We start from the raw sequence: 12,608 nt of genomic DNA, 5'->3' as shown, positions 1-12,608 counted from the left end.
TACGGATTGGTGGGAAGATTGTAAACGTGAAGATTAACGTCGCTGCTATCTCCCCACCAATCCGTAATTCGTAATTCGTAATTCGTAATTTTTAATTCTTAAACATTGGCTTTCAAACCCGAAAACATCATCTTTCGTTCCCGCCCCTACCGCCGACTGGTAGAGCGGACCAAAACCCTGATCCTTCCCGGATTTGAAGGGCTGCCGTTATATGATGTACTGAAACATTTCGGGCAGGAAACCAAAAACAGGGGCCTGGGCGACCGCGCCAGGGCTATCTCCTTCAACTTCCTGCTGGCCATTCCACCCTTTTTCATCTTCCTGTTTACACTCGTACCCTATGTACCGGTAAAAAACATTGAATCCACCCTCTACGACCTGGCGGAAGACCTTACACCTAACTACAACACCTATATGATTGTGAGAGGAATGATCCACGACTTCCTCTATACACATCGTAATGGATTGCTCTCTATCGCCTTCCTGATGGGTTTTTTCTATTCTTCTAATGGTGTAATGGGTATACTCCGCTCCTTCAGCAAAATTCAGGGCGCAGGGTTCCGCAAAAGAAAATGGTGGCAAAATCGCCTGATTGCATTGCAATTAACTGCTATCCTGGTGGTATTGCTGCTCATCACCGTAACACTGATTATTGCCCAGGGTGCCACCCTGCGCTGGGTATTCAACCACATCGGCATTAAAAGTACCTGGCTCAGAAACCTGATTGATATAGGCCGCTGGGTGGTGATTGTAATGCTGTTTTACTCCGTAAATGGCTTTCTGTACCGTATTGGCGCCGCCACTACCCGCAGATGGAAGTTCATCACCGCTGGTGCTACGGTGGCTACCATTTTCATGATCGTAGTAACAGTGGGCTTCTCCTGGTTTGTTAACAACTTTGGCAACTACAATAAAATTTATGGCTCTATCGGTACCATCCTGGTACTCATGCTCTGGATTTTCCTCAACTCCCTCATTCTCCTGATTGGTTTTGAACTCAATGCCAGCATCAGAACCGTCAGTGACGCAAGACAAGAAGATAGAAAAAAGCAACTGTCTGCTAATCAATCTTAAGCATTCCGGTACGGGTGTTATACTTACCAGATATTTTTATTTTATATTTTTTTATTATATTTTACTTGATTATTTGCTATCAGAAAAGCAAAACGATACTGCCGCATTTTACTATATTTAATCAGGACCTGAAAAACATTTGTTATGATCAAGGCCAGCTTTTATTTATCCTGTATTGCCGTTTCATTATGCGCTTTCCAGCCCAACATAGAAACACCGCTGGAACCGGGCGCACTGCTGCCAAAGTCTGATGTAAGCCTGATGGACATTTCCGGGAAGAAAATCACCCTGGCAAGTGCCAAAGGCAGTAATGGATTGCTGGTTATTTTTGGCAGTAATAGCTGCCCATATATCATACGCAATGAAAGCAGGCTCCAGGCCGTTTGTCACCTGGCGCGTAAAAACAATATTGGTGTAGTGATCGTCAATTCCAATGAAGCGGAACGCCACGACCGGGAATCTTATGCCGCTATGCAAAAGTATGGCACTGCACAAAATTTCGCCTGGTATTATGTGGTGGATATGAACGCGGTACTAGCCAATGCTTTTGATGCCAACCATACCCCTGAATGCTATCTCTTTGATAAAAACAGCCGGCTGGCTTATAAGGGAGGAATTGATGATAGCCCCGGTAACGCGGAAAAAGTGAAAGTAACTTTATTGCAAAATGCCATCAATGAACTATTGGCAGGGAAAGCCGTTACAGTTAACAGCTCCAGCAGTTTAGGCTGTAATATAAAAAGAAACCTGTAGGTGATTTACCAGGTAGTGAATGTTGGGAGATAAATACCGCCATCCCCTACCTGGTATAAAATATCTTCCCTATTGCCCCACGAGGAATACGGCGTTACTAAACAATAGCTTACCATTTTCCCAGAAACTTCTGAACAACGGGTTATCTGCCAGGATCACCACAGATCCGCTACCCATCTCTTTCACACCAAACAACAATCCATCTTTCAATTGCTTCCGGGTGTCTGCTCCCACAAAACCACTCAGGTAACTATCTTTCTTCAACACACCTACGTTCCAGCCTCCGCTTTCTATAAACTCGTATAAGTGTGCATCCTGTTTCAGCGTGTAGTAGGAACCGTTATAACCGAAAGCTAAAGGATGTGTGGTATCCAGTTGTACTTTATAAATAGCACCCGGAATAAACTGTTTGATACTCTCTCTTTCGCGGTTAGCATAAGGTTTCAGGGCATTGTAGGTATCGGCTGCAGTTCCTTTTTCTTTACCTTCTTTATCCTTCTCTTTCTCTTCTTCTTTCTTCAGCTTAATACCCCAGTCTGCACCGGCAATCTGTGCGGCGGCGCCTTCCAGCGCTATCAGCTTACCACCATTATTCACCCAGTCTTTTAAACGCTCTGCGGCAGCTTTATCACCAAATACTTTGTAGTCGCCATCTGTTAATATTAGCACATCTGTTTGTTCCCAGTTGATATCGCTCATATTTCGTTGATTCACCACCGTTAGTGGGAAATCCAGTTGCTGTTCAAAGAAATGCCATACTTCCCCTACCCCCAGTGAACCAATGCCATCGCCTGCGAGCAGTACTACATTGGGCTTTCTGATAAACCTGATTTTGTCGGAACCAAAATCAGTTCCTTTATCTACAAAACCACTGCTTACCGCATCCAGGGTAATTTTAAACCGGTTGGCCTGGGTAGTTATGTACTGGTCAAACTGATCGCCTTTGCCGGCATTACCGGAACGGGTAATGATCAGCGTGCCGGCCGGGAAATCTTTCCCACTCACGGTAAACGGCGCTTCCGTAAATCGTACCTTGATATCGTTTTGCAATAATGCAGATAAGAATTTCACATCTCTCACACTATTCCACTGCGCCAGGTAAGCATAAGGCTTCTGTGCCATCAGCGCCGTATTATTACGCATCACCGGTGCACCGGCAGCTGGTGTCAGTGGCTGTTTCACCGCATAAGACGTTAACCCGTATGCATAAGGCAAAGCCCAGGCAGTAATATCATAGGTTACAGAATCCGTGAGGTGAGATACTGGTTCAAACAATACCCGCAACATATTGGAATGTGGCTGAAACATGCTGATCACCATGTCTTCTTTGTCAATGGTAAATGTTTCGGTTTTGCCGGTGAAATAATTGAACCCGGCAGCAGTACCTGTATTGGCGCCATAGCCAAAAGCAATATTGTTTTTGCGCAACAGCTCCGCCAGTGTGTTCAGCTTTTCGGTATTACCACCCGCTTTTACCACGTAGGCTTTATATCCACCCTGTGGCGCTTTTTCTGCTGCTATAAAATAGTTGTTGTACTCACTGATAATTTTTGGCGCATTCTGCGAAGCTACTTCTATGGTAGACATCCCAGTGGTATAGTGATGCGCAATCCGGTCAGACAGCGTTAATGTATCCCCGTCTTTTTTCAGTACTGCCACACCAGCGTGGCCACTTCCGCCCTGCTCATAGGTCATACCCAGGGAGCCATTGTACATCGGATAGGTATCACCATAGCTGGGATAGAATAAATCAAAGCGTTCTTTGGTAAAATACAACCAACCCTGCTGATCAAAATACTTCGCATTATTCTTACCGATCATCACCTGCAACTGGCGCTGCCAGGGCGTTACGGCATCATGAAAAGGTTCTGCTGCCGGCGCGAAATAATACGGCGCCTCTATTTCCTGTTCGTGGAAATCTACGTGCAGCTGTGGCATCCATTCATTATATTTTGCCACCCGCTGCTGCGACTCTTTTTGTGTTTGCCAGGCCCAGTCGCGGTTCAGGTCAAAATAATAGTGATTGGGTCTTCCACCGGGCCAGGGTTCATTGTGTTCCCTGGAATAAGGGCTCACATTGGGTTTTACGGCACGGCTGGCGTTGTAAAAATTCACATACCTGTCGCGTCCATCGGGATTCAGACAGGGATCAATGATAACAACCGTATTCTTTAACCACTCCTGCGTTTGTGCATTCCCGTTATTCACCAGTTCATACAGCGTTTTCATCGCTGCTTCTGTAGATACCGCTTCATTACCATGTACGTTGTAACTTAACCATACAATGACCGGCTGATTGGCCGTGGTATTGTTACGGGCATTAGACATGTCCAGGCTATGCTGACGGATCTCATCCAGCCGGGAAAAGTTCTCTTGCGAGGCCACGATAGCCATAATGAGTGGTCTGCCTTCATAGGTAACGCCATATTGCTCGAATTTCACATTCTTAGCCGTAGCGGCTACCTGTTTAAAATAATCCACCACCCGGTAATGTGGGGTAAATTGGGTCCCCAGGGGATAGCCAAGGAATTGATCAGGCGTTGGTACCTGGGCTGATGTAGTCATAAAGCCCAGCATAGCGAAAGCCAGTAATAGATATTTGCGCATAAAAGCCCGCGATTAGATGCCGTAAGTTAGGAATTGTTTTCCGGTTATGGAGGTGTCGGAAAGCGTTAAAATATCTTCCGGCTCCTGCCAGCGTCATTAAAATATTTTAATTTCCTATAGTTGCGGGCATGTCTTAATTTAGACCCAAACACGATAACCCATGCGTTTCCTGATCCTGCCAGGGCTGCTGGTATGTATGCTTCATACTGCCTGTGCCCAACAAACGATAGACGATTTACACCCATACGACTACACTACTGAGAAAGATATCAAGGTGTTACATGGTGCGGTGGTATCGGCGCATCCGCTGGCCAGCCGGGTGGGTGCAATCATATTGCAGCAGGGAGGTAATGCCGTAGATGCGGCCATTGCCACACAACTGGCGCTTGCCGTGGTATACCCCGGCGCCGGTAATATCGGCGGTGGTGGTTTCCTGGTAGGCCACCTGAAAAACGGGCGCAATATTGCCATCGACTTCAGAGAAACCGCTCCGGCAAAGGCGCAGCGCGATATGTACCTCGATTCACTCGGCCAGCCCATCACCCAGCTAAGCCTGGATGGCCACCTGGCCGCAGGTATCCCGGGTACGGTAGCCGGCCTGTTTGCCTCCATGAAATACGCCAAACTGCCCTTCAGTAAACTGATTGACCCAGCTATCCGCCTGGCAGAGAAAGGGTTTGTGATCACTGCCGCTGATGCCGCACTCCTGAATGAAACAAAAGCTGATTTCGAAAGACTCAATACCGCCAAAACAGCCTTCGTAAAAGATATTCCCTGGAAAGCCGGCGATACGCTGATACAAAAAGAGCTGGCACATACGCTCACGCTTATACGAAATAAAGGTGCCGCCGGATTCTATGAGGGGGAAACAGCCGCCAACATCGTAGCCGAAATGAAACGCGGCCACGGCATCATTACCCTGCAGGACCTGAAAAATTATAAAGCTAAAGAACGTACCGCCGTGGCCTTTAACTATAAAGGCTACACGATTGTAACCATGCCGCTCCCCTCCAGTGGCGGCATCTGTTTGCAACAACTGATGGGCATGGTGGAAAACTACCCCTTGTCGCAATGGGGATTCCAGTCGCCCCAGGCCATACAACTCATGGTGGAAGCAGAAAGACGGGCATATGCCGACAGGGCCCAATTTCTGGGCGATCCGGACTTTGTAAAAGTACCCGTAGCGAAACTCACGGATAAAAAATACCTGGCAGCACGCATGCAGGACTTCACCCCGGGCAAAGCCGGCTCCAGTGAGCAAACCAAAGCAGGCGTTTTCCCGGAAAGCGAGGAGACCACGCATCTCAGTATCATCGACGAAGCCGGCAACGCTGTTGCTGTAACCACCACGCTCAACGGCCACTTCGGCAGCAGAACCGTGGTAGGTAAATCCGGCTTCCTGCTCAACAATGAAATGGACGACTTCAGCGTAAAACCCGGCGTTCCCAATATGTACGGACTGGTAGGCACAGAAGCCAATTCCATTGCACCCGCCAAACGCATGCTCAGCTCTATGACCCCTACCCTGGTACTCCAGGGCAACGAGGTATTATACACCCTGGGTACTCCCGGCGGATCCACCATCATCACCTCTGTATTTCAAACCTTAATGAATACACTGGAATTTGGTTTGTCGCCTTCAGAAGCCATCAACAAACCCAAATTCCATCATCAATGGCTGCCGGATGTAATCGCCGTGGAACCTGGTTTCCCCGACAGCACCATCCAAACCATGCAGAATATGGGCTATAAAGTGGTAAAACGCGGCCCTATAGGACGTACCGAAATCATCAAACGGGCGCCGGAAAGCCGCTACCTGGAAGCCGCTGCGGATAAGCGCGGGGATGACGGCGCCGCCGGATATTGAGAAAGCTATTAGCAGTTAGCTTTTAGCAGTTAGCAGTTAGCAAGCGACTATTAGCCTGACTTTTTGTTTACTTTTACTTTTGGGAGATATAACTCCCTACAACAAAATCGGATCATGTCTATCCAATCTATTTATTTACAAAGTGCATTACAACGGCTGGAAATACACCGCCAACTGGGTCTTAAAACCATAGAAAGACTCAACGGCGAACAGTTGCAATGGCAACCGGAAGGACAGCCTAACAGTATTGCCCATATCATCAAACACCTGCATGGCAACATGTTATCACGCTGGACCGACTTCCTCACCACCGATGGAGAAAAGCCCAACCGTAACAGGGACCTGGAGTTTGAAGACAGCCACCAAACGGCCGAAGAACTGCGACAGTTGTGGAACACGGGCTGGGACTGTATGATGAATGCCATCCGCAGCCTGCAGGAAACAGACCTCGACAGAACCGTTTTCATCCGCAATGAGCCACATATCGTGATAGATGCCATTAACCGGCAACTGGCACATGTACCTTATCATGTTGGACAAATCGTGTACATTGGTAAAATGATCCTGAAAGATCAGTGGGAAAGCCTGTCCATCCCCAGAGGTGGATCTGAAGCCTATAATAAAGCAAAAACAGGGAACAAATAATTCATGAAAATACGTATTGCCTTCACCGTTATTACAACACTATTGGTGCTCTCTGCCTGCCAGGGTAAAAAAGCCAACGACCTGCTGATGAACAAAAAGTGGCGGGTATATGATGTGAGAATCCCACCGGAATCTCCTATCAGCAACACCCAGTATATCCAGGCCGAAGATCTGAAAAAAGGCTACTACCGCGATGCCTACTACCAATTCCTCGACAATAATGTTTTTGTAGCGACCATCGCCAATAAATCAGATACCGGTAAATACTTTATCCTCAGCAATGGCGCCATGATTTCTGTAACGGCGAAAAATGGAGACCGTAAAGTGGAAAACCTCGTGACTATTACCAAACTAACGGAAGACTATTTCGACATGCAGGTCACCTCTACAGATTTCCAGTTTATCTTATGTACTAAAAAAGAATAAAGGCCTATGTTGTCTACCCACCATACCCCAGGCAGAACAGTAGTACAGGAAGGCCGCACCTGCCTGTTCTTCTCCGGTTTCGCTTACCTGGGCCTGCATCAGTTACCGGCCTTCAAAGCGCTGCTGATACAGGGCATAGAGCAGTATGGTACGGTATTCCCTTCTTCCAGGGCAGGCAACTTACGGTTATCGATATACGAAGAGATAGAACATGCGTTGTGTACCCTGCTACATCAACAGGCAGCAACAGTGTTCTCTTCCGGCTACCTGGCCTCACAGGCCGCGGTACAATATGGCGCAAGCCGCGGAGAATTATTATATGCTCCCGGCACCCACCCTTCCTTATGGCATCCTGCAGTGGCGCTTCCATCACTCAGCCGGGAAGACTGGATCACCCAAACCATTGAAAAAATAAATACACATCCGGACCATCACTTCGTGATAGTTACGGATACCGTGAATCCACTTACCAGTACTATTCATTCTTTTCACTGGCTGGAAGCCCTGCAACGCAAAGTGTTGGTCATTGCCGATGACTCTCATGGTATTGGCATATTAGGACCCATCGGAGAAGGCAGCATTCATTTTTTACCGGTATTACCACCCGTACGTTACCTGCTCACCGCCTCGCTGGCCAAGGCTTATAGCGTACAAGGCGGTGTAGTGGCGGGTCATGCGGCCGATATCATGGCATTAAAAAAACAACCGTTACATGCGGGCAGCACGCCCATGATGCCTGCCAATGTATACGCCTGGCTACATGCCGGTGAGTTAATACAAAAAATGCGCAGATCACTGCAACAAAATGTTGCTTATTTACTACACCTGACGGCCGGTTCGGCGGTACATAATCCGCATGGATTACCGATGTTCATATTACCAGAGGGAGAAGCTATTGTGCAATATCTGCTGGAACGGGATGTGATTATTTCGAGTTTCCCTTATCCACAGCCACATAGTCCGGTGGTGAACAGGGCGGTGGTATCGGCCTTGCATTTGCAGGAGGATATGACAACGCTGCAGCGGTTTCTGAAGGAATATAATGTTTTATAATGCTTCTTCCGCTAGCACTTCCTTCTTTAGCGTTTATGAATTTACAAATATCAATAATAAAAAGTCATTAGAAAACGTGGTAAATAGTCTAACCCCTTCCGATCTCCAAGCTGTAGTATAACGAGTGTTTTTTATACACTTGACTCGTTCATTAAAAGCCTTAAACTTAAACGGATGCAAAACTCCGCAAGGTTGCTTGCGGAGTTTTTACTAAATTTATACCCAACAGAAAGATTAAAATGTACTACTATAATTTATGCAATCATTCTCCGGTATACTCTTCATTATAACCATCACTGCCTTTTTTACTGATCTTTGGAAAACTTCTATAAAAAGAAATTGTAAATGCCACAATCGTTATACAGCCATTTATCACACCGTACTTATCAATATGACGTTGAGAAGTCAACTGGGTAAAAATAAAATACTCTCCAACCAACACCCCATACAAAATTACAATAAAGTAGATCAAAGGAACTTTAAAAGCGTAGTATAATGGAGCCGATAAAAATAAAATATTTAATATCGGAAGTGGTAACATTATCAATACAAGAAAGATAACTCCTTCTATACTTACAGATGTAGATACGCTGGAGGCGTCATAAGTCAAGATAGTAAATACAAGATAGTATACAAGATACTTAATCAATATAAACCATACAATATTTCCATAGGAAGCTTTAAACATAATACTTACTGTCTTTTCTCATTAACTAAGTTAAACTGATCATCAAATAAAACAAAATTAAGATAGGCTTAAGCTAAATATAGCGATCCGGCCCATGATTTAGCTAACAATCTTTTTTAGGAATTGAAGTAATTAAAGTAGCAAGTTATCTTTATAAAAAGAGGAAGAGACATAATAATGTCTCTTCCTCTTTTTATATCAACGTTCTATAAACGATTCTACTTACTTGTCTTTGTTGTTTTCTGCATTCTAATCTCCACCAAATAAGTTCCTGCTTTCATCAAACGGAATGATATGATAGGATTCACACTGCCTATCTTGGTTGTCAGGCTATTATCTACTGATAAGAAAGCCGAAGGAAGACGATAATACATCAGGAAATTCCATTGGGTTCCATTGGCGTAATATCTGCTCAGCGGAAATGGTGCAATCTCAAAATTACAAATCATGGAAGTATCGGTGTACTCTATCGGATGAAACCGTGCATAATTCTCAAAAATAGGGCGATCACCACGTTTAATAATTTCTCCCTTCTTTGGATTAAATGCATTGCCATTCTTATCCGCTAATTTTAAGATAACAGAATTACCACTTTCACTTACACGCGTGATGGTCATACTAGGTTTCGGCATGGGCACGGTTTTAGAACCATCATCCGGGAACAAATTACAACCAGTAGACGTATCAGTCAGCAATGGCCCGTCAACGGTGAACATTTTACCAATATTCTTATACACCTTTGATCCGGTAACGTTGGATACTTCTACATCGTACTCGTAATTTACATCCACCGGTAAACTATCTGTAGCACCATTAAATACAAACTGCCCGCTTTCCAGAAATGTAAACGGCTGCAGTGTTTTTTTCTCACGCTTTTTGTTCACCTGTTCAATGGTAGTATCTACAGCAGGATCAACTGCTGCATTATACACCCACACGGGATATTGCTTAAAAAATTCATCCGCATGTTTCTTGGTATCTGCTCTGCGGACGTCCAACAGTTTCACGCTCATTGGGCGTGTACTACCATCCGGCAGGATAGCGGCAGTTTTCTGGAAAGGGGTACCACGTTCTATTTTAATGGGTGAATCTGGCACGTACAACTCATCACTCAAAAAACCTTCATCGATTTTCTTACACCCTACCACCAGCACACCTAGTAGCGCTGCTGCTCCCAGCAATTTTTTCAAATTATATTTGTCAAACATACTTTTAAGTTTTTTGATGATCATTATTTCCAGTAAAACACGTGACGATTTTCGAGTACATGCAATACCCCGGTTTTAGTGATGATGCCACTGGTTTGTAATACATTGATCTTATCTTTGTCATCATCAGGATATTTTTCCGGCAGCGGATCCGGATCAAGACCATTAATAATCTTGGCAACCGTCATGTAACGTACACCAGCAGATAAAACATCAGAAAAATCAGTAGATTTTACAAGTCTAAAATAAAACGGTTCACCTACTTTATTCTGATAGAAACTAGCGTCCAATGAAAGATCTGCTCTTACAATAGACCCATTAAAAATATATGCCGACAGTGAATCCCTTAACTCCGGTGCTTTCAAACTATCAAGCGTGTATTTAACGTTTTCATCATTGGTCGCCTTTTGTAACGCGGTTGTCCGTTTAGCTAACAATGCCTTAATTGCGTAGTCAGTCGGTGCTACAAAGGTGACATTACTATTAATGGTTTCTTTTAATCCTGCTTTATCAATCAGCAATATCAGCGTATCAAAAAGCGGATTCTGTTTCAGATAGTCATAGGTCGTAAGGTCCGTATGGTCATTAGTGGGGCTACCACCAATGAAATGGTCATCTTTTTTGCAGGCTGTAAACAGGAGTGCGATCAGCACTATCGCCCATCCTGCAGACTTATCCCATATTTTCAGTTTTTTCATGTCGATGCTTTTAAAAAAGTTCAAAATGTTAATTCACTTTACCCAACCAGAAATCATTTTGGGTAATCACGCTGTTATTGAGAAACAAGGCGCGTCCTACCGGCCACTTCCAACCACCCGCATCATACCGGCTTTTTGGAAAGCTACTCCCGGCGTTCATATCCTGCTCAGTTAGGAAACCGGTGCGAACCAGGTCATACCAGCGTTGCCCTTCTGCATATAATTCCCTGGTACGTTCGCGAGACACTTCTTTTTTAATATCATCTATATCATCGGCCGTCAATGTGGTGGCATGTGCACGATCCCTTACTTTATTAATATCCAGCAACGCAGCGCCCATATTTCCCTGATCGGCATAAGCTTCGGCGCGCAACAATAATAAATCCGCATAGCGCATGATAATGATATTCGCGTCAACCGCAGGATCTGTAAAATTGCCCGGATTTCTGTAGTTGATATTCTCTCCGTTAGGTCCGGCAAATTTGCAAATCACCGCATTGTATTGGTTATCTGCATTCAAACTCGAAAAGTAATATTTAGGGCGAACATCAGCCGTATCCCAATCATACAATTCACTGATCAGATCTATATTAGGAGCATCAGATTTATTCAATTTATTCTGGATAAACGGCGTTTTCAAGATGTAATAGTAGAAACCTTTTGCCACCTGTTGTTCCCCATTTCCCACCTGCATATTGATTTCAAATACACCCTCTGTTGACTTTCCATGAAAAATTTTTGGATATTCTGTCGCCGGCGGCAAATCATATTGTCCGCTGTTCGCCACAGAATCTATCGCAGCAATAGCATTGGTCAAATCCGACGCTACCTGGCCTTTATTCAGAAAGTTCCTCCACATGTATGCATGCGCCAGTAAACCCAATGCAGCCCCTTTGTTGGCTCTTACCGCTCTCTCGCTACCTGATTGATAAGCCATTGGCAATAAACGGATAGCATTGCGGAGATCGCCAATCACGGTGTCCAATACCGCTTTTTCATTCACACGTGGCAAATTCACTGCACGTGCAGGATCTTCGTCATATTTGGTTACCAGGGGCACATCTCCCCATATACGCACCATGTAGAAATAAGCAAACGCACGTATAAAGTAAGCCTCACCCAGGAAACGATTACGCGTACGGGTAGCATTATCTGTGAACTGAGCATCCGGGATGTTAGGAATATTATGCAACATAATATTCGCCTGCGTCACTATTTTATAATAAGGCGACCAGTTGTGATAAGGATCCAGGTAAGAACCTATAAAATCAGCTGTATTAAACCCATCTCCCCCTTTTACCAGTGCACGCACATCATATAAGTTGAAGTCGGTAAACTCAAATGCTGGTATAGAGCCATACGCAAAATGCGACAGATTCTGATCCCAGTCTGTATTCGTAGTCAATGCCTTGCGTATTAATGCATATCCGCCCGCTACGCCTTGTTCAGCATCCCGCTGGTTTTGCCAGAAAACCGTATTATAAGGTGAGTTGATAGGATCCTGATTCAGTAACTTCTTACAGGATACGAACGGCGATAATGCCAATCCCGTTACCACTACTGCACATATATTTTTAAGAAAATTCATA

Annotated in this window: 11 protein-coding genes; 6 read left to right on the top strand and 5 right to left on the bottom strand. The window is 44.9% G+C overall.

The window, feature by feature from the left end:
* The first annotated feature begins 105 nt into the window (after nucleotides 1–105).
* On the top strand, nucleotides 106–1,074 hold the full coding sequence (locus AC5ZC7_RS05995) for a YhjD/YihY/BrkB family envelope integrity protein (protein ID WP_496160501.1): 969 nt from the start codon (nucleotides 106–108) through the stop codon (nucleotides 1,072–1,074).
* Between the two features lie 144 nt (nucleotides 1,075–1,218).
* Entirely contained in the window at nucleotides 1,219–1,827 is a 609-nt protein-coding gene (locus tag AC5ZC7_RS05990; RefSeq protein ID WP_496160502.1) for a redoxin domain-containing protein, read from the top strand.
* Between the two features lie 69 nt (nucleotides 1,828–1,896).
* Here AC5ZC7_RS05990 and AC5ZC7_RS05985 read toward each other — a convergent pair whose 3' ends face one another.
* Nucleotides 1,897–4,434: a M14 family zinc carboxypeptidase gene (locus tag AC5ZC7_RS05985; RefSeq protein ID WP_496160503.1), complete on the bottom strand. Its 2,538-nt coding sequence runs from the start codon at nucleotides 4,432–4,434 to the stop codon at nucleotides 1,897–1,899.
* 160 nt (nucleotides 4,435–4,594) lie between these two features.
* Between AC5ZC7_RS05985 and ggt the strand changes: the two genes are divergently transcribed.
* The 4 genes from ggt (at nucleotide 4,595) to AC5ZC7_RS05965 (ending at nucleotide 8,425) form a co-directional block, all read left to right on the top strand.
* Nucleotides 4,595–6,301, top strand: coding sequence for a gamma-glutamyltransferase (gene ggt / locus AC5ZC7_RS05980; protein ID WP_496160504.1), 1,707 nt, complete (start codon nucleotides 4,595–4,597; stop codon nucleotides 6,299–6,301).
* A 114-nt stretch (nucleotides 6,302–6,415) separates the two neighbouring features.
* Nucleotides 6,416–6,946 (top strand): DUF1572 family protein, encoded by a 531-nt coding sequence (locus AC5ZC7_RS05975; protein ID WP_496160505.1) that lies wholly within the window; start codon nucleotides 6,416–6,418, stop codon nucleotides 6,944–6,946.
* A gap of 3 nt (nucleotides 6,947–6,949) precedes the next feature.
* Complete coding sequence (locus AC5ZC7_RS05970; RefSeq protein WP_496160506.1) at nucleotides 6,950–7,372, top strand: hypothetical protein; 423 nt, start codon at nucleotides 6,950–6,952, stop codon at nucleotides 7,370–7,372.
* Between the two features lie 6 nt (nucleotides 7,373–7,378).
* Nucleotides 7,379–8,425, top strand: coding sequence for a hypothetical protein (locus AC5ZC7_RS05965; RefSeq protein ID WP_496160507.1), 1,047 nt, complete (start codon nucleotides 7,379–7,381; stop codon nucleotides 8,423–8,425).
* A 262-nt stretch (nucleotides 8,426–8,687) separates the two neighbouring features.
* Here the strand turns inward: AC5ZC7_RS05965 and AC5ZC7_RS05960 are convergent, their stop codons facing one another.
* From AC5ZC7_RS05960 to AC5ZC7_RS05945, 4 genes are all read right to left on the bottom strand, one after another.
* Complete coding sequence (locus tag AC5ZC7_RS05960; protein WP_496160508.1) at nucleotides 8,688–9,113, bottom strand: hypothetical protein; 426 nt, start codon at nucleotides 9,111–9,113, stop codon at nucleotides 8,688–8,690.
* Between the two features lie 218 nt (nucleotides 9,114–9,331).
* A complete protein-coding gene (locus tag AC5ZC7_RS05955; RefSeq protein WP_496160509.1) occupies nucleotides 9,332–10,321 on the bottom strand; it encodes a hypothetical protein in 990 nt (329 codons plus the stop codon).
* Nucleotides 10,322–10,344: 23 nt separating this feature from the next.
* Entirely contained in the window at nucleotides 10,345–11,019 is a 675-nt protein-coding gene (locus AC5ZC7_RS05950) for a fasciclin domain-containing protein (RefSeq protein ID WP_496160510.1), read from the bottom strand.
* A 28-nt stretch (nucleotides 11,020–11,047) separates the two neighbouring features.
* Nucleotides 11,048–12,607 (bottom strand): RagB/SusD family nutrient uptake outer membrane protein, encoded by a 1,560-nt coding sequence (locus AC5ZC7_RS05945; protein WP_496160511.1) that lies wholly within the window; start codon nucleotides 12,605–12,607, stop codon nucleotides 11,048–11,050.
* Between the last annotated feature and the right edge of the window lies 1 nt (nucleotide 12,608).

The organism is Chitinophaga sp. 9-1-y (assembly GCF_059511905.2).
The sequence above is the reverse complement of the archived record's forward strand: the minus strand, read 5'-3'. Positions and strand labels throughout refer to the sequence as shown.

Excerpts from the sequence above, each read along its gene's own strand:
- AC5ZC7_RS05990 (WP_496160502.1), top strand. The coding sequence starts at position 1,219 with ATGATCAAGGCCAGCTTTTATTTATCCTGTATTGCCGTTTCATTATGC.
- AC5ZC7_RS05985 (WP_496160503.1), bottom strand. The coding sequence starts at position 4,434 with ATGCGCAAATATCTATTACTGGCTTTCGCTATGCTGGGCTTTATGACT.
- ggt (WP_496160504.1), top strand. The coding sequence starts at position 4,595 with ATGCGTTTCCTGATCCTGCCAGGGCTGCTGGTATGTATGCTTCATACT.
- AC5ZC7_RS05975 (WP_496160505.1), top strand. The coding sequence starts at position 6,416 with ATGTCTATCCAATCTATTTATTTACAAAGTGCATTACAACGGCTGGAA.
- AC5ZC7_RS05970 (WP_496160506.1), top strand. The coding sequence starts at position 6,950 with ATGAAAATACGTATTGCCTTCACCGTTATTACAACACTATTGGTGCTC.
- AC5ZC7_RS05965 (WP_496160507.1), top strand. The coding sequence starts at position 7,379 with ATGTTGTCTACCCACCATACCCCAGGCAGAACAGTAGTACAGGAAGGC.
- AC5ZC7_RS05960 (WP_496160508.1), bottom strand. The coding sequence starts at position 9,113 with ATGTTTAAAGCTTCCTATGGAAATATTGTATGGTTTATATTGATTAAG.
- AC5ZC7_RS05955 (WP_496160509.1), bottom strand. The coding sequence starts at position 10,321 with ATGTTTGACAAATATAATTTGAAAAAATTGCTGGGAGCAGCAGCGCTA.
- AC5ZC7_RS05950 (WP_496160510.1), bottom strand. The coding sequence starts at position 11,019 with ATGAAAAAACTGAAAATATGGGATAAGTCTGCAGGATGGGCGATAGTG.
- AC5ZC7_RS05945 (WP_496160511.1), bottom strand. The coding sequence starts at position 12,607 with ATGAATTTTCTTAAAAATATATGTGCAGTAGTGGTAACGGGATTGGCA.